Raw genomic sequence first — 17643 nt, 5'->3', positions numbered from 1 at the left:
AGGCCCTCCTACGAAATTTTCTTTTTCTTATTGTAGATATCCAACACGACGGCCAGCAGCAAAATCAACCCTTTGATGGCTTGCTGCCAATCGACACCGACCCCTAAGATCGACATCCCATTGTTTAAGACACCCATCACGAGACCACCAACGATCGCCCCCATCACAGTACCAATACCGCCTGAGGTAGAAGCACCGCCGAAATACACTGCGGCCATTGCATCTAATTCCATTGACGTTCCCGCTTGCGGTGTGGCTGCATTCAACCGAGCCGCTAAAACCAAGCCCGCCAAAGCTGCCATCATCCCCATGTTCACGAAGACCCAGAAGGTGATTTTCTTCGTCTTGATTCCCGAAAGTTCGGCTGCTTTTTTGTTGCCGCCGGTTGCATAGATTTGCCGACCAGCGACGGTTTTGTTAGTCAAAAATCCATAGGCAGCCACGATCACCCCTAAGACGATCAAAATGATCGGATACCCTTGATAAGAGGCAAAGATGTAGGTAGCACCAAGAAAAACAACCGCAGTAAAGACGGCTTTAAAGGCAAAGGCTGCCATTGATTCCACTTCAAAAAGATTTTTTTTGCGGCGCTCACGGGTCCGCCATTGGCCTAAAATCAGGATGCCCGTGATCACTACACCTAAAATCATGGAAAGTAAATGGATCTGACCGCCTGCAATATCTGGCAAATAGCCGGTGGAAATTTGTTGGAATGCCTTGGGAAACGGTGCCAATGATTGACCGCCTAAGACGACTTGGGTCAATCCTCGAAACATTAGTAAACCAGACAAGGTCACGATAAATGCTGGGATACCGACATACGCGACCCAGAAGCCTTGCCAGGCACCGATCACTGCGCCCATCAGTAAGCAAAGAGGCACTGCCAACCAAGGACTGATGCCGTTATTGACCATCAAGACGCCTGCAATCGCACCGACAAACGCCATCACGGAGCCTACGGATAGATCGACATGTCCTAACAAGACGACCAAAAGCATACCGGCTGCTAAAACGAGAATATGACTGTTTTGCAACACGAGGTTGGTGATATTCAGCGGCCGCCAGAAAATTCCGTCGGTCATGAGCTGAAAGGCCACCAATAATACTGCTAAGATAATGATCATACTGTATTTGCTAAAGATTTCCAGTGCCTTTTCTTTCAGCGAATGGCTGCGTTCTTTTTTTAATTTATTGGTTGTTTCCATCTCAAACCCCACTCTCTTCTAGTGTCATTAGATTCATCAATCGTTCTTGGTCTGCCTCTTCCCGTAACACTTCGCCCGTGAAGCGGCCTTCGTTCATCGTGTAGATCCGGTCGCACATGCCTAATAGTTCTGGTAACTCCGAGGAGATGATACAGATGGCTTTGCCAGCTGCTGCCATCTCTTCGATGATCGTATAGATTTCGTACTTCGCCCCGACATCGATCCCGCGGGTCGGTTCATCTAAAAATAAGATATCTGGTGTGGTCATCAGCCACTTTGCCAAAACGACTTTTTGCTGATTCCCACCACTCAAGCTGCCGACGTTTTGATAGATTGAATTGGTTTTCGTCCGCATTTTTTTGCGGAATTCTTCTGCCATCGTGACTTCTTTTTCTTTATCGATGACCCCTTGGCGGCTGATTTTGGCAAGACTAGCGATGGTGGTGTTCTCGCGAATATCCATCAGCAGATTCAAGCCAAGCGCTTTTCTGTCTTCCGACACATAGGCTAACCCATTTTTGATGGCGGTTGGCACGTCTTTGACAGAAATCGGTTGGCCGTCTTTATAGACTTCCCCCGAAATCGAACTGCCGTAGGAATGACCGAAGACACTCATGGCAAACTCAGTCCGGCCAGCACCCATCAAACCGGCGATGCCGATGATCTCTCCTTTGCGGATCATCAAGTTCAAATTTTCATTCACCACACGGGTATGGTCGATTGGATGATGGACCGTCCAATTTTTGACTTCAAAAAACGGTTCACCAATAGTGGGTTTCCGCTCTGGGTAGCGATTGGTCAAATCTCGCCCAACCATGCCCCGAATGATACGCTCTTCAGAGATTTCGGCCCCGCTCAGCGTCTCGATCGTTTGCCCGTCTCGTAAAATCGTGATGCGATCCGCCACATTGACGATTTCATTCAGCTTGTGGGAGATGATGATCGAAGTGATCCCTTGGTTGCGAAACTCTTTGATCAGCTCTAACAGATTGGCACTTTCTTCTTCATTCAACGCTGCGGTTGGTTCATCTAAAATCAACAATCGGACGGATTTTGAAAATGCTTTGGCAATTTCCACCAGCTGTTGATGCCCGACACCGATTTGTGAAACCAGCGTATTCGGGTCTAATTTTAAGCCAACGATCTTTAAAAGATTGTCCGTTTTCTTTTCGGTCAGATCCCAATCAATAATGCCGAGCTTGGCTTGTTCATTTCCTAAAAAAATATTTTCTTTGATCGACAGGTAAGGACTTAAGGCTAACTCTTGATGAATAATAACGATTCCTTTGTCCTCGCTGTCCCGCAAATCTTTGAACTTGCATAACTCCCCTTCATAATAGATCTCTCCATCATAACTGCCGTAAGGATAGAGTCCGCTTAAGACATTCATCAGCGTGGACTTGCCAGCGCCATTTTCTCCACACAGTGCGTGGATCTCTCCTCGCTCGATCGAGAGGTTGACGTTATCAAGGGCGCGAACCCCTGAAAACTCTTTGACGATGCCTTTCATCATCAAAATATTATCTGCCATGTTCTTTCACCCTTTTCCTTTTTATGTAAAAGTGATGCGCTCCCTTTGTAAGAAAAGCGGAAAGAACGAATACTGGGGATGATTCGTTCTTCCCTGCTGCTTTAGGGGAAACTAGCATCTTTTCTCGTTGGATCTGCACTCCTTGCTTAAATGCCCAGCTCTTCTTCTGTATAGTAATCGGTATCGATCAATTCTTCTTTGTAGTTGTCGCTATCCACAGAAACGGGATTTGACAAGTAGGTTGGTACGACTTTGACGCCATTGTCATAGGTTTCAGTATCGTTGACTGGCACTTCCTCGCCATTGGTGATGGCTTCGATCATTTCGATCGTGTTTTTCGCTAACACCCGTGTATCTTTAAAAATCGTTTGGGTTTGTTCACCCGCGATGATTGATTTCACTCCTGCCACCGTCGCATCTTGACCGGTGATCACAGGCAGTGGTTTATCAGAGGAACCATAGCCCACACCTTTAAGCGATGAGATGATTCCTAGGCTGATTGGATCATAAGGTGAAAGAACAGCATCCAATGTTTGATCCGTATAGTTGGCACTCAACAAGTTGTCCATCCGAGCTTGCGCGGTTGAACCATCCCAACGCAAGGTAGCGATTTGGTTGAAGTTGGTTTGACCGGAAGGAACGACTAGCTGTCCGCTGTCAAAGTATTGTTGGAAAACCGAAAGGACCCCATTATAATTGATCAGTGCATTGTTATCATCTGGAGAACCGCCGAATAATTCAATGTTAAATGGTCCTTCACCGTCTTTGAGGCCTAATTTGTCTTCAATATAAGACGCTTGCAGCACGCCGACCCCAAAATTATCAAAGGTGGCATAATAATCGACGTATTCCGAGTTCATCAGTAAACGGTCATAGGCGATGACTGTGATGTCTTCGTTATGGGCTTTTTCCAACACGTCCGTCAGTGCCGACCCATCGATCGAGGCGATCACTAAAGTATCAACGCCTTTGGTGATCATGTTCTCAATTTGTGCCACTTGGTTTTCTACTTTGTCTTCTCCATATTGCAGGTCAGTTTTATAGCCAAGCTTCTCTAATTCCTCTACCATATTGTCGCCATCTGCGATCCATCGTTCTGCCGATTTGGTCGGCATCGCAATCCCAACAAATCCTTTGTCTCCGTCACCGTTTGCCCCGCTATCTGATCCATTCCCACAAGCTGCTAACAATCCACCAACCAATAAGGTGGATGCTAGGACGACCAATTTACCAAAAGTACCTTTCATTGTGATCCCTCCATGTCTTTTTCTTACATACTCAGTATAGCTAGTTAAGGAATCGCTTACATTTAGATTTTTTCGAGATTTCTTGGATTTCTTGAGAAAGGTCGGCCCAGTTGCCGCTTTTTCTTTTCGTAATCTTGGATTTTTTAAGATTCCCTTGGTTTTTATTTGATTTGATATTTTGTGTAAAGCGCTTCCGTATTTTTTAGTAGAATAGACCATAGAGGTGAAAAAAATGAGGAATAGAAAAATTGGGTTACTCCTTTGTTTGTATCTGTCTTTCTTGGCTGGTTGCCAAGCAATCAAAGAAACGACCGCTGAAACAGCGGAAGAAAGTATCGTGATCGGTTTTTCCCAGTCGGGAACGGAAAGCAGCTGGCGTAAACGCCATACGGAATCGATCCGCACTGAGTTAGAGAAGGAAGGCTATGAAGTCCTTTATCGTAACGGTTATATGAATCAAGAGCGACAGATCCAAGATATCCGCAATTTTATCGTGTATCAAGTCGATGCCATCGTCTTTACCCCCATTCAGGAAAACAATTGGGAACCGATTTTGGAAGAAGCGGCCCAAGCTGGGATTCCCGTTTTCGTGGTAGATCGACATGTCAATGTCAGCGATCCCTCTTTATTTTTGACCCATATCGGGCCAAGCTTCAAAGCCGAGGGCAATCGTGCAGGTCTCTACGTTAGTAATTATTATAAAGAGCATGAGAACGAAACAGTCAATGTTTTAGAATTGACGGGACTGGATGCTACGTCCCCGACGTATTTGCGCTCAGAAGGGTTCCGAGAAACCATCAAGCGTGATTATGCCCATAACAATGTGACGATCCAAGTCGTAGACGAATTAAACGGCGATTTCATCCGCCGTAAAGGCAAAGAAGTCATCGAACAATACATCGAAGCAGGCAAAATGGAACAGATTGATGTCTTGTTCAGCCACAATGATGAGATGACGTTGGGTGCCCTAGAAGCCTTAGAAAAAACCGATATTGAGCCGGGGAAGGATTTAGTGATCGTATCGATCGATGCTCAAAAAGAAATGATCGATAAATTGAAGCAAGGAGTGGTCAATTGTGTCGTTGAGTGCAACCCAGATGCCGGGGTGTTCGTCAAAAATGCCATCTCTCGCTACTTGGCTCGCGGCGCCGATGCCATCCCTCGTGAAATCTATGTCCATGAAACAGTTTTTTCCAGTGACATGGATTTCGATCAGATTCCACCGAGAAATTATTGAGGAGATGAAGATGAAAACAAAAAGTATCAAGGGCATCTTTCAACAGACGAATAAACTGATGATCCTCGTCGCCTTTATTCCCCTCGTACTAAGTAGTGTGTTTTACTCACGGCAGATTTTCATTTACCAAAATACCATCAACAATATTGAAGAAGCCAATCAACTATCGGAAAAAGTCGATGCCATTGTCTTGGAAGAAATGTGGGACTTAGTCTTCGGCCAAAAAACCGTCGCACAAGTCCAAGAAACCAATGTAATTGAGGAATTGAGGAGCGACCTGCAACACATCCAAGAAAATACCAGCACTGCGAAAGAGCTCAATATTTTAGCGGTCGCCTTTCGGACGCTCGATTCTTTAGAAACCTATCAGCAACAGTTGATCGACAATATTCTCAAGGATGAGCCGGTGGAAAAAAACAAATACGTCATGATCCAAGTGGATTCGGTGATCGATTTGCTATCCGATATTTTGCAGCAATTCGTCGGGGTAGAGATCAGCTTAGCCAGCCAAACCAATCACGAACTAGTCCAATCGGTATTGTTACTGATCCTTTTTCAAGTCGTGTTGCTTTTGATCATCTTTGCGATCATCAATAAAAACCGCCGCTTTGTTCGTGACAACCTGCAAGACCCGCTGGATCGGTTATTAGATCTTTCCAACGAACTATCCCAAGGACATTTGAGCTACCGAGCAGAACTGCCAGAAACCCCAGAACTGCGGACCTTGACGAGTAGCTTGAATCGAATGGCAGATGACTTAACCCGGCTCTTGGAAGAAAATGCCTTGAAGCAGTATCACTTAGCCCAAAGTGAGGTGCGGGTCTTACAAGCCCAGATTACCCCACATTTCATCTATAATAGTTTAGATGCGATCGTTTCTTTGATTGAAGCTGCCCGTTACGAGCAAGCAACGGAAATGACCTATGCGTTGTCGGATTTTTTCCGTATCTCCTTAAGCAAAGGGCAAGACTGGATTCCTTTGGAAAAAGAATTGCGGCATGTGGGCGATTACTTGAAGATTTTGCAGATTCGCTATGGTAGGATGCTGTCTTACACCATCGAAGATCAAACCGTCAGTCCAGAACTGCAGGTTTTGAAAATGGTCCTGCAGCCCCTAGTTGAAAACGCCGTTTATCATGGCACCAAGTTTGTCCGTCGCGTCGGCATGATTCGAATTACAGTGTCAGAATTGCCTCACCAGATTCAAATGACCATCAGTGACAACGGCATTGGGATCGACCCTGAGCGTTTGGAGGAGATTCGTCGTAACCTTAAAGAAACCACTGATCCCGCCTCTGAGAGTGGCTATGGCCTATATAACGTCTATCGCCGTCTCCAGCTGAACTACGGCAGCGAAGCGCAACTGACGATCCACAGTCAATACCAAGAAGGCACCACGATTAACGTCACAGTACCAAAAAGGGAGGAACCCAACCATGTACAAAGTGTTCATAGTTGAAGATGAACATCTGATTCGCGATAGTTTGCGTCACCAAATCATGACTCTCGCCAAACAATACCCGATCGTTTATAGCGATGAAGCCGCCGATGGCGAATTGGCGCTAGCTTCGATCCTTGATCTGCGTCCGGATATTATTATCAGCGATATCAAAATGCCGTTTATGGATGGCTTGGTCTTTGCGAAAGAAGCCAAAAAATTATTGCCGCAAGTTCGCATTATTTTTGTTAGCGGCTTTGATGATTTTGACTATGCAAAAACGGCACTACAGCTGCAAGCAGACGATTACTTACTCAAGCCCATCAAAAACGAAGAATTAGAACAAGCCATCAAAACCGTCGTTCAACACTTAGATGAACAACAAACCACCCATCAGCAATTATCCAAAGAAGACGATTTATTCGAAATGGAAATCAAAAAAAATCACTTTCTGAATCATCTTTTTAAACAAAAGATCACGATCTCAGAAGCTTTTTTGCAAGCAGAAGAACTGGGACGGCGCTTTTCAGGCAAACAGTTTTGTGTGCTGTTAGCAAAAACCCCCTTCAATCAAAGTTTTTCTGACTACACTCGCTTTAGCCAGCAGCTGACCAAAGCCTATGAGCAAGATGATGCCGTCTTGTTCTCCAGTGTGTCTAGCCGCTTCATCAAGTTTTTACTTTTTGACCATGACCGCGAACAAGTTTTAGAAAAGGCCTATCAGATCGCTCAAAGCCTCGTTCATGGTTCTGGGGAAGAAGTGGCAGTGGCGATCGGACCTATAGCAGATCGTTTCTCGGGCATCCCTCTTTCTTATCAGAAAGCTCGTGACATGCTAAAAACCTATGGCAGCATCCGCAAGGAAAAATCATCAGCTATGAAGATGACATTCGAGAAGGGGAACTGTCCCCCACCAATCCTTTCAAAACCGATCTTGCTTCAAGACTGGCAAATGCTGGGAAACAGACGATCCCTGAGCTGACCGATGAATTGATGGCGCCTCAAGGGACCGTTGAGCGAACGCAAATGTACCGTTTGTTCGTCTTGGTCGAATTGCTGGCATTATTAAAGAAAAAAGACAGTCATTCGCTGCCCCAGATCGTTCAGCACGCCCATGACTTAGACTATCTAGCGGCATTGACCCATGAGCCAGAGAACTATCAAACGACTCTGGCAGAACTGTTGCCGCTATTGACCAAACAACCCATCAATCCTGCAATGGCGAAATATCAAAGCGTCATCAATCAAGCCAAAGCCTTTATCAGTGAGCACTTTTCTGATCCCAATATTTCCTTAAATGTAGTTGCTGAAAAAGTTCATTTGAGTCCGGCGCACTTCAGCACCATCTTCTCGCAAGCCACTGATTCTACGTTTATCGAATACTTGACCGAGCAACGATTGACCTTAGCTAAGGAACTGCTGTTAACGACAAATCTACGGCTATCTGAGATCGCCTTTGATGTTGGCTATAATGACCCAAATTATTTTTCCTTTTTGTTCAAGAAGAAAGAAAGTATCTCACCGAAAGAATACCGTCAAAAAAATGCCTAGTTGAATGAATGGATACAAAAAAAGAGTGAGAGACAGCAAAATCGTCCTCACTCTTTTTTATTTTCTACCTCATTCAGTTATTTCTTCTCCATAGCAGCTTTTAAAGCAGCTGCTAATGGGCTTTCTTGCGGTTCTTCTTGATTGATTTTATTCATCAAGCGGCGTTCTTCGTGTTTCGACAGCTTTTTGCTGCGCTCTTTTTTATCCGCCATTTTTTCGGTGGTCCCATCGAATTTACAGCGGAAATAGGCGCCATTTTTGCCCTCAATGATCTCCATCTTTCGGTGACATTGCGGGCAACGTCGGTTTGAAACTTTCGGGTCTTTCCGACGACGGTACTTGCAGGTGCCACTGGAACAAACATAGATCTTGCCATCACGGGTATTTTTCTCCCGCAATGGTTCGCCGCATTCTGGACACCGTTTTTGGGTCAATGAGAAATCTTGGTACTTGCTCTCACTTTGCTTGATTTCTTTAACCAATTGTTTAGTGTCTGCTTCGATTTGCGCGAGGAAGGTTTGGGCAGAGTAGGTGCCTTTCGCGATGGCTTCCAGTTCCTTCTCCCATTTTTCCGTCAACTCTGGTGTCACCAAGGAAGGATTGACTAAGACTAACAACTGCTTGCCTTTTGGCGATACTTGCAAGCCGCTTGGGGTCCGCTCCATCAGCTCAGATTTGATCAGCTTTTCAATGATCTCCGCACGGGTTGCCGGCGTACCGAGACTATGTTTTTCCATTTTACCTAAAAGAGTTCCTTCATTCAACGGTTTCGGTGGTGTGGTCAACTCTTTCTGGATGGTGAACTCAGGCTTGACGGTACTGCCTTTTTGCCAAGCTATGTCAATGATTTCTTCTTCAGAAGTCGTTTTCCATCCCGCTTCTAACACGGTATTGCGGTTGAATACAAAGGTTTCTGAACCAAAGGTCACGGTCACTTTCTGCTGCTGCTTTTTATGGGGTTTCGCAAAGAGCATTAAGAAACGACTAACGATCATTTGATAGATCCGTTGTTCATCGGTAGTTAATTTTTCATAACGTGCCCGCTGTTCCGTTGGCAATAGGGCATGGTGATCTGTAACTTTTTTATCATTGAAGACAGCTTGCTGCACCACTTGTCCGCCATTTTTCAAGTATCCTTTGACTTCTGGGGCAAAATCCGCAACTGCCTGAAGGCGTTCCTTCATGGTTGCCTTCATATCATTAGTCAAATACTTGGAATCCGTCCTTGGGTAAGTGACGATTTTATGGGTTTCATACAAGCTTTGAACAAGCGACAAGGTCTTCTTGGCTGAAAATCCATAACGCTGATTGGCTTCTCGTTGGATCTCGGTCAAATCGTAGGGCAATGGTGCACTTTCTGTTTTGACCTTTTCTTCGATCGCTGTCACGCGACCATTTTGTTGACTCATTTGCTTGACCAATGCTTCGGCGTCGCTGCGTTCTTTTAGTTGATAGGGATTTTTTTGTTGCAGGCGGGCCTTGGCATCGCCTACGTTTAGGGTAATCACATGATAGGTTTGCGGACGGAAACTCTCGATTTGCATTTCCTGACTGCGCACCAAAGCTAAGGTAGGGGTTTGGACCCGACCCGCACTAAGATTGTCTTGATATTTGACCGTCAATGCCCGCGTGACATTCAACCCTACCAGCCAGTCGGCTTTTGCCCGCGCAAGGGCGGAGTAGTAAAGATTGTCGTAGTGCTTGGCTGACTGCAATTTTGCAAAGCCTTCTTTGATGGCTTTAGGGGTTTGCGAAGAAATCCACAAACGTTTGACTGGTTTGTCAAAACGAACCCACTCCAAAATCCAGCGAGCGACTAGCTCCCCTTCTCTTCCCGCATCGGTAGCGATCACGACTTCCCCGACATCTTTTCTTTGAGCCAATTGTTTGATGGCTTTTAGTTGATGACCGGTTTTTGGCAACGGCTTGATCCCGATGGACTTAGGAATCATCGGTAACGTTTCCATCTGCCATGATGCCCACTCTTTGTTTAAATCTTCAGGCATTTTCAAGCCCAATAAATGACCAAGGGCCCAAGTAACAATCGCCTTGGGTCCTTCGTAATAATTTTTATGTTTTTGCTCACAGCCCAAAACTTTGCTGAGGTCTTTGGCAACGCTTGGCTTTTCCGCTAGAATTAGTTGTTTCATAAAAATCTTTCCTGCTTTCATCGACGACTTGCTGATATTCTTTAAGCAATGCCAGTCCAATATATTGTTGGAGGTAATCGTCGCATTCTTCGCACCAGCGTTCGTCTTCTTCATTCCAAAAAGCCGTCATAAAGTTTGATTTTGCATTTATGTACGAATACTCTTCTCTGATTTCTTGCCATTTTTGTTCATAAAATGACTGCGCCTCGCTGAAAGTTGCAAATGTGAACGCCTCTTGAATATCTGACTGCCATCCCTCAAAAAACCACCACGGTTCATTGTCCCCATACATGACTACTACTTGATACATTCCATTGCTCCTTTCACGATTCCTTCCCCATATTAGTCACTTTTACTTAAACTTGCAAGGAATAAGTTTCAGCATTTAAACATCGCTTAAAGAATTCATTAAACCTTCGTTTTTTTGTACGTTTTATCGGTTGCTTAAGATTACATCATTTCTATGCCCTTATAGTCTAGCACAGAAGTTTCCTGTTGTGAATATAACAGTAAAAGATTAAAAAAATATCAAACAAGATTTATTTTAACCTCGCAAAAAAAATTTTATCTGTGATGGATATGCTACAATAATGGCAACCACGAAACTGCTAGGAGGTGCCCCATGTATCTCGAACAAATCACTTTTCCCGATCAAGAAACCGAGTTTGATTTTTTCCTTTCTATCCAACGGACTGTCTATGATTCTTACTACCCTTTTCAGATTCTCAGTGCCCGCCGTTTTCAGCAGATCGATTTTGAACCAATCACTATTTTATATGGCGGTAATGGTTCTGGCAAAACCACTGCATTGAACGTGATTGCAGAAAAGATCCACGCTCAGCGCTTTGCTGCGTATAATCGGTCGAATTTTTTCGAGGACTATTTATCCTACTGTACTGCTCGTAGCAACGACGAACCGCAAGAAAAAGTGCTTTTGACCAGCGATGACGTCTTTGACTTCATGCTGGATATTCGAAACTTAAATCAAGGGATCGATCATCGCCGAGAAGAAGTGTTTCAAGAATACTACCAAGCAAAGTATGCGGACTTTCGTTTCACAGGTTTTGACGATTACCATGAATTGAAGAAAATCAATCTCGCACGATCCAACACACAGTCCAAATTCACCCGCAAGCACTTGATCGACAACGTCCGAGAATATTCCAATGGTGAAAGTGCCTTTCGCTTCTTTCAAGAAAAGATTCGTCCCGACAGCCTTTACTTATTAGATGAACCAGAAAATTCCCTTTCTGCTGATCGTCAGTTGGAACTGGTGCAGTTACTGGAAGATTTCGCCCGCTATGAACAGTGCCAATTCATTATTGCTACCCATAGTCCTTTCGTTTTATCTTTAAAGGAAGCCAAAATCTATGATTTGGATCAAACGCCCGTCGATGTTCGGAAGTGGACCCAGTTAGCTAGTGTCCAGCAGTATTACCGCTTTTTTCAAGCACATCAAGCCGAATTTGATGATCGATCATGACCAAAGTAAACCATTTTCCGCCAAAGATTTCTTTTGGTGGCTTTTTTCCGTCGCACTCACACAAAGACCAAAATCAAATTGATCAGCGCAATACAGAAGGCGACCACTCCCGCAATTTTGCCCCACTTGACTTCTGCTTGGTTATACTGATCGGAATGCCCCGCAATCTGAGCGGACAAAAAGTAGAACTTTTTACAACAATCAAATACCCTGCTAAACCAAATAGTACAGCTAAGGCAAGTTGGTTGATTTGGCTTGAAATGACCTGATTCTGATGAAGCAACACCACCCCTACGGCACTAACGTCCCTCATTTCATGAGGTTGAATCTTGTACGATTCATGCCCCTCCCCCTTTCTTTTAAAAATGCCAATGCATCAAAAACATTCATTTTCTGACTAAATTATAGCATATTTTGAATAAAAAAATAAAATCCAAGAACTCGTAAACGAATGTTCTTGGATTTTTATCAATCGAAAAAGATGATTACTTGCTGGCTAATCACCACCAGCAAAAATTTCTTCTTTATTATAAATCGGTGTATGTTTTTTCAAGTCTTCAAGTGTTCCTACTTGTCTCCCTTTGGAGTAAAAACCATCTAACAAGCCTAAAGATTGAAAAATCGTTTGCTTATAGGCAATTTCCGCATTCCATTCCGTGGTATCTAGTATTTGCAAAGCTTTATGGATTGCTTCGATGCCAGATGCTCCTGGCGCACTGATCAGTACCCCATGACTGTTGAGGAGCAACATATTCGGTAAGGCGAGTTGTTCTTTTTTCATGTAATCAGAAACTAATTCTGCTAATTCTGGTGAGCAATTAGGTTCAAAGTCTAGTACAGGAATATAGCCAATTTTTTGGGTCGCTTCTGTTAAGTTAGGCATATCCAATCCGGCGGTTGCCCAAAACATCGAGTGAGGAGAATGGGCATGTAAGACTGCTTTTATCGCTGGATTCGTATCATAAACCGCTTCGTGTAAGTTGATTTCTCGTGTCAGCTGACCAACCCCATCAATCACTGTTCTCGTATGAGGCTCAACGACTAAAATCTGGGCTGGTGAGACCTCTCCTAAATAGGCTTCTGACATCATAGTTGGTGTCATAATAATGTATTCTTTTCCAGTTTCATCGGTTGTTTTAAAAGAAAAATTACCGCCTGCAACATTTGTATTCTTCCGGGTAAAAATCAATTTTACGATTCGTGCTAAATCTTCCCGTTCTCTTTCAAAAATCATCCGTCCATCTGACATATTCAAGACCACCTTTTTTATTTTTCAAACGTTTTGTTGCGTAAGATTGTTTGTACAGCTTCCCTTACTTTAGCTGCTTCTTCCTCTTTTTTCTTTTTTCGTTCATCGTATTCTTTAAAAAGTACTGGACTGCCATATTTGTATACACAGACTGCTAGACCAATCGCTACGACATTAAATAGGTACTGTTGTGTCACCAAAGCTAAGAGATAGCAGCCAATTGCTAGAAAAAGAAGCAATTGCCATTTTATTTTTTCGCTCTTTCCCATTCCTGTCGTCCTTTCCTTTTTGAAAATATTAGCCATTCGTCGCACGTACTTGCGTCGATGGGGTCCCTTGTTCTTCATATCTTTGACTTGGTACCTTTACCTTATTCATATATTTATACAACCAGACAAACATTGCGATAAACACAACGGAACCGACGATACCCAAGATATTTCCTTTAAACGCTTCTGCAAATAAAATTCGAAATTCCGGTCCTTCGATCGAAGACCAAGTGATTTGCTGCCCTTTTTGTATTCCTTCTACTGCGCCGGTTCGATCTGCTAAGCCCGTTAGGATCGGCGTCAAATACGTAGCTGCATATAGATAGATTGGCATCGAAATAACCCCCATGATCAGCATACGCACCAAGTTTCCGCCGGTGAGCAATAATCCACCTACTGCGATCGAATAGTTAATGATTCCTGCTAAAGGCAACACAGCATTTCCCGGCAAGATGATAGCATAGCCAATAAAGACAGGTACCAACAAGATAGCAGTGACCCAAATCTCAGAGCGACCAGCTAATACGGGCCAATCTAACCCAATGTAAACTTCCCGATCTTTAAAGCGTTTTTTCATCATTTCCGACATTGCATCAGCCAGTGGTGAAAGAGACTGCATAAACATTTTTGAGATCATTGGGAACAAAGCCATTGCAGTCGCGATTTGAATAGCTAAGTTCAATGAGCCTGACACGCCATAAGCTGCAGCTAATCCCAAGCCCAAACCAATGAGAAAGCCCATCACCGAATTTTCAGAGAAGATACCGATTTTCTTTTTTAAGGCTTTGGTATCGGCCCGTCGATTAAAGAAAGGAATTTTATCCATAATCACATTGATCGGTAATAAAAGCACTGCTGAAATATTCATCAAGTGGGTCACTGTTACTAAAGGAATACCAGTCAAATCCTCAATGTGGCGTTGGAACATATCCCCCATTTTAAGTTCCAAGATAACCTGTACGATGGCGGTGATAAACCCAGCAAGTAAACTTCCACTGATAAAGTAGACCAGATAGGCAGTCAGCGCTTTACCCCATACATTCCACATATCGACATTCAACGTCTTGGTCCAGTTCAAAATCAACATGACAAAATTCACGCCAAGAACGACGGCAAAGAAAACAAATGCATAGGACCATGACCAGGTGATACTTGCCGCTCCTGTCCACCCTAAATCTAGCGCAGGCAAGTTCAAGCCAGTATTTTTTGCCAATGCTTCGGAAGCTGGACTAACTGCATTTGACATAAAGCCAATGACCATAGACATCCCAGTAAAAGCAATACCTAACGTGATTGCAGACATAAAGGCTTTTTTGAATTTCATCCCTGCAACCAAGCCTAGGATTAAAATGATTAGCGGCACAAAAATAGCGGAACCTAAACCTAAGATATAATTGATAATGTCTTGAAATACTTGCATTTTTTTCACTTCTTTCTTTTGATAGGATGTTTTGTACTAGCCAATCAATTCTTTGATTTCTTCATAAATCGTATCCATACCCATACCGGTAAGAAACGGAATCCCAGCAAAAACGTGTACACCTAGCTCAGCGGCTTTTTCCAATACTTCATCATCTGGCTGAGCAACATACACATAAATTCCTGTCGACGGCAATTCATTTTGGATCGACTTGTAATCAACTGCTTCAACGGGGAAATCGATTCCGTCATCTTCAAGCATTCCAGCAATTTTACTTGCGATCGTTTGACTTGTTGCAACCCCACTTCCACATGCTACGACCAATCTTCTTTTCATCTTAAATTCCTCCCAAAATTTTATTTTGTATACTGTGTAACTAGCTGATAAATTGCCTGCACTTCTTGTGTTTCAATGAATGCCTTTACAAATCCTTCATCCATAAATAATGCCATTAACGATTGCAGTAAGCCGACTTGCTCTTTTGGTTCTTTGATTCCTAGAAAAAAGAGATCCTTGACCTGCATTTCTTGACTGTCGCCCATTTGCTTCATCTTCACCTCGTTTTTCAGACGCACGATCGCAATAAAAGGCTTTTCGACATACGCTGGTTCTGAATGAGGCAAGCCAATATTCAAATACTGTGTAATCAGTCCAGTTGGAAAAGCTTGTTCTCTTGCTAGTAATCCTTCTACATACTGTTCATTCACAAAACCTTGTTGCTGTAATCGTTTGGCTATTTCTTCAAATAGTTCTTTCAACTCCTCTCCTTCCACATCGAGAAAAATTAGCCTTTCATCAAACATGCTCGTATAGCCCATCTATTCTTCCTCCTTGTTCAACTCAAATGATAAATATTGTTAAAGTTTGTTACAATATGTTTTACAATGTAAATATACAATAGTTAATTTTTCTTGTCAACGCTTTCTTTTGGTATTTTTTTCAAACTGATTCCTTTCACCAATACACGAAACTATCAAACTTTAACAAAGATGAACATTTTCCCTTGCTTTTTCCAAAAGTAAATGCTATTAATTAATGTATAAAGAACATCGATAAAAAAGAAACTTAAAAAAATCGTTAATCAACCAGAGGTGAAACTATGTTAAAGAAAGAACGGCAAGAAAAAATTCTAGCGCTAGTGAATCAGCACGATTACTTATCCATTGCAGAAATAGCCAAAACATTAGACGTTTCCGATATGACCATTCGTAGAGATATTACAGAGTTAGCGAATCAATCTTTATTGGTAAAAATCTATGGTGGCGCCCAAAAACTCGAAAAAATCGAACACGAGCTTTCTACTCAAGAAAAAATCGATACGAACGTTGCCGAAAAGAAATTCATCGGAAAAGTAATGAACAGTATCATATCAGACAACGATACTATCTATATCGGTGCGGGAACTACGATGCTCCACGCTTTACCTGAACTAAAAAAAGCAAACTTATTCGTGATCACAAATAGTTTACTTGCTTTTAATTATTTGATTTACAACACAGACTATCGTGTCTTATTGACCGGTGGAGAATTTTCCCGCACGACGGAAGAATTTTATGGGGAAACAGCAGAGAAGAGTTTTGAAAATTTAAATATCGATATCGCTTTTGCTGCTACAAATGGGATTTTTGAAAATAATATTACCACTGCAAATCTTGTTGAAGGTTCGATTCAACGAGTCGCATTCAAACATTCCCGCAAAAAATGCATCGTTGCAGATAGTTCCAAGTTTAATCGCTCTGACGTTTATACCTTCTACTCGCTTTCAGATATCGACTATTTGATCACTGATGATAAACTTTCTGAGACTACTTTTGACTATTATCGTTCCTTTACAGAGATCCTCAAGGAGGAACAAAAATGATTTTAACCATCACAATGAACCCTTCCATGGACTACAACTATCTTGTTCCTTCGCTAAAATTGGATCAAGTAAATCGGGTAGATAACCCACATACATCAATTGGAGGAAAAGGCATCAATGCTGGCAGAGTCATCGCACAATCTGGGGAAGCCGTTTTATTGACAGGTATTTTAGGTGGACCTGTAGGCAAAACGATCCTTGATTCTTTACTAGCTGAAGAACGTTATGTATTGGATTTCCTCACCATCAACGGCAATTCTCGCAATGCGATCACGATCATGCATGACGGTAACACCCATACTGAGCTAGTAGAAAAAGGACTTTATCTGTCGGAGGAAAACGAACAACTTTTTTACCAACACCTTGCAGCAATAATTAAACAACACCCCATCACGGTCGTCTGTATTTCTGGATCAGTAAATTCTGATAATGGGCATTTTCACGATCAATTGCTTCAATTCATCCGTCAATCATTAGGTGAACAAGTCCCGATCCTCATGGATATAGCTGGGGAACAACTAAAAAATTGTTTGACTCAAACGAATGCTCGTCCGAATTTTATTAAACCAAATCAACAGGAATTAGAAGAACTAATGGGTCAAAAATTGCATTCATCGCAAGACATTTTCTCTGTCTTAGAGAGCTCTCTCTTCGAAGGGATCGACACCGTCATGGTTTCTCAAGGCGACGATGGGGCAATCGTTAAACATCAGTCGACTTTTTTTAAGATCGAGATCCCTAAAATCGCCATCATTAATACGACTGGTTGTGGTGATTCAACCGTTGGTGGTATGGCTGTTGCATTGAATAAACAGTTTCCAATGGAACAAGCATTGATCTATTCGATGGCTTGCGGTATGTCTAATGCGCTCTCGAAAACAAACGGTACGATCGATCCTGCACAAGTCGCTGCATTTAGCGAAAAGATCCACCTTTTCAAGATCAAAGAATAAACGGCTACCTATTTTTGGCTCTATAATTTATGGGACTGATGAATCAGAA

16 protein-coding genes and 1 pseudogene are annotated in these 17643 nt (G+C 42.9%); 7 read left to right on the top strand and 10 right to left on the bottom strand.

The genetic code is table 11. The annotated features are described in order from the left end of the window. Positions 1 to 8: 8 nt before the first annotated feature. The 3 genes from mmsB to chvE all read right to left on the bottom strand — a co-directional run bounded on the left by mmsB (position 9) and on the right by chvE (position 3983). Entirely contained in the window at positions 9 to 1205 is a 1197-nt protein-coding gene (gene mmsB, locus CXM95_RS02230) for a multiple monosaccharide ABC transporter permease (RefSeq protein WP_005227258.1), read from the bottom strand. A gap of 1 nt (position 1206) precedes the next feature. Then, positions 1207 to 2736 carry a multiple monosaccharide ABC transporter ATP-binding protein gene (gene mmsA / locus CXM95_RS02225; RefSeq protein WP_101698799.1) on the bottom strand — a complete coding sequence of 510 codons (1530 nt, stop codon included), beginning with the start codon at positions 2734 to 2736 and terminating at the stop codon, positions 1207 to 1209. Positions 2737 to 2882: 146 nt separating this feature from the next. Continuing rightward, entirely contained in the window at positions 2883 to 3983 is a 1101-nt protein-coding gene (chvE, locus tag CXM95_RS02220; RefSeq protein WP_005231478.1) for a multiple monosaccharide ABC transporter substrate-binding protein, read from the bottom strand. Between the two features lie 232 nt (positions 3984 to 4215). Between chvE and CXM95_RS02215 the strand changes: the two genes are divergently transcribed. The 3 genes and pseudogenes from CXM95_RS02215 (at position 4216) to CXM95_RS02205 (ending at position 8209) form a co-directional block, all read left to right on the top strand. Continuing rightward, positions 4216 to 5220, top strand: coding sequence for an ABC transporter substrate-binding protein (locus CXM95_RS02215; RefSeq protein WP_086299034.1), 1005 nt, complete (start codon positions 4216 to 4218; stop codon positions 5218 to 5220). Positions 5221 to 5230: 10 nt separating this feature from the next. After that, a complete protein-coding gene (locus CXM95_RS02210) occupies positions 5231 to 6679 on the top strand; it encodes a sensor histidine kinase (RefSeq protein WP_101698798.1) in 1449 nt (482 codons plus the stop codon). Then, positions 6657 to 8209, top strand: a pseudogene (locus tag CXM95_RS02205) (response regulator). Before CXM95_RS02210 ends, CXM95_RS02205 begins: the two are co-directional and overlap by 23 nt. Before the next feature lie 77 nt (positions 8210 to 8286). Here the strand turns inward: CXM95_RS02205 and CXM95_RS02200 are convergent. Together CXM95_RS02200 and CXM95_RS02195 are read right to left on the bottom strand one after the other, a co-directional pair. Further along, positions 8287 to 10359 carry a DNA topoisomerase III gene (locus tag CXM95_RS02200; protein WP_101698797.1) on the bottom strand — a complete coding sequence of 691 codons (2073 nt, stop codon included), beginning with the start codon at positions 10357 to 10359 and terminating at the stop codon, positions 8287 to 8289. Beyond that, positions 10292 to 10669 (bottom strand): DUF1033 family protein, encoded by a 378-nt coding sequence (locus tag CXM95_RS02195; RefSeq protein WP_005227251.1) that lies wholly within the window; start codon positions 10667 to 10669, stop codon positions 10292 to 10294. Before CXM95_RS02195 ends, CXM95_RS02200 begins: the two co-directional genes overlap by 68 nt. Positions 10670 to 10981: 312 nt before the next feature. On the opposite strand from CXM95_RS02195, the gene CXM95_RS02190 reads away from it, so the two are divergent. Further along, positions 10982 to 11842 (top strand): AAA family ATPase, encoded by an 861-nt coding sequence (locus tag CXM95_RS02190; RefSeq protein ID WP_101698796.1) that lies wholly within the window; start codon positions 10982 to 10984, stop codon positions 11840 to 11842. Beyond that, complete coding sequence (locus tag CXM95_RS18790) at positions 11839 to 12111, top strand: hypothetical protein (protein ID WP_176462005.1); 273 nt, start codon at positions 11839 to 11841, stop codon at positions 12109 to 12111. Before CXM95_RS02190 ends, CXM95_RS18790 begins: the two co-directional genes overlap by 4 nt. Before the next feature lie 227 nt (positions 12112 to 12338). Here CXM95_RS18790 and CXM95_RS02180 read toward each other — a convergent pair whose 3' ends face one another. Genes CXM95_RS02180 through CXM95_RS02160 form a run of 5 tightly spaced genes read right to left on the bottom strand, consistent with a single transcriptional unit; the run spans position 12339 to position 15598 of the window. Beyond that, entirely contained in the window at positions 12339 to 13091 is a 753-nt protein-coding gene (locus tag CXM95_RS02180) for a class II aldolase/adducin family protein (protein ID WP_061053679.1), read from the bottom strand. Positions 13092 to 13108: 17 nt separating this feature from the next. Beyond that, positions 13109 to 13360: a hypothetical protein gene (locus CXM95_RS02175; protein ID WP_008376154.1), complete on the bottom strand. Its 252-nt coding sequence runs from the start codon at positions 13358 to 13360 to the stop codon at positions 13109 to 13111. 28 nt (positions 13361 to 13388) lie between these two features. Continuing rightward, positions 13389 to 14780, bottom strand: a complete 1392-nt coding sequence (locus tag CXM95_RS02170; protein ID WP_008376155.1) for a PTS galactitol transporter subunit IIC — start codon at positions 14778 to 14780, stop codon at positions 13389 to 13391. A gap of 36 nt (positions 14781 to 14816) precedes the next feature. After that, entirely contained in the window at positions 14817 to 15116 is a 300-nt protein-coding gene (locus CXM95_RS02165) for a PTS sugar transporter subunit IIB (protein ID WP_086372571.1), read from the bottom strand. Between the two features lie 20 nt (positions 15117 to 15136). Next, positions 15137 to 15598, bottom strand: coding sequence for a PTS sugar transporter subunit IIA (locus CXM95_RS02160; protein ID WP_008376156.1), 462 nt, complete (start codon positions 15596 to 15598; stop codon positions 15137 to 15139). Positions 15599 to 15879: 281 nt separating this feature from the next. Here CXM95_RS02160 and CXM95_RS02155 point away from each other — a divergent pair, with 281 nt between their 5' ends. Continuing rightward, on the top strand, positions 15880 to 16641 hold the full coding sequence (locus CXM95_RS02155) for a DeoR/GlpR family DNA-binding transcription regulator (protein WP_008376158.1): 762 nt from the start codon (positions 15880 to 15882) through the stop codon (positions 16639 to 16641). After that, positions 16638 to 17594, top strand: a complete 957-nt coding sequence (locus tag CXM95_RS02150; protein WP_101698795.1) for a 1-phosphofructokinase family hexose kinase — start codon at positions 16638 to 16640, stop codon at positions 17592 to 17594. The genes CXM95_RS02155 and CXM95_RS02150 overlap by 4 nt, the downstream gene beginning before the upstream one ends. Positions 17595 to 17643: the final 49 nt, after the last annotated feature.

Source organism: Enterococcus sp. CR-Ec1 (assembly GCF_002850555.1).
Lineage (GTDB): Bacteria > Bacillota > Bacilli > Lactobacillales > Enterococcaceae > Enterococcus_D > Enterococcus_D entomosocium.
The sequence above is the reverse complement of the archived record's forward strand: the minus strand, read 5'-3'. Positions and strand labels throughout refer to the sequence as shown.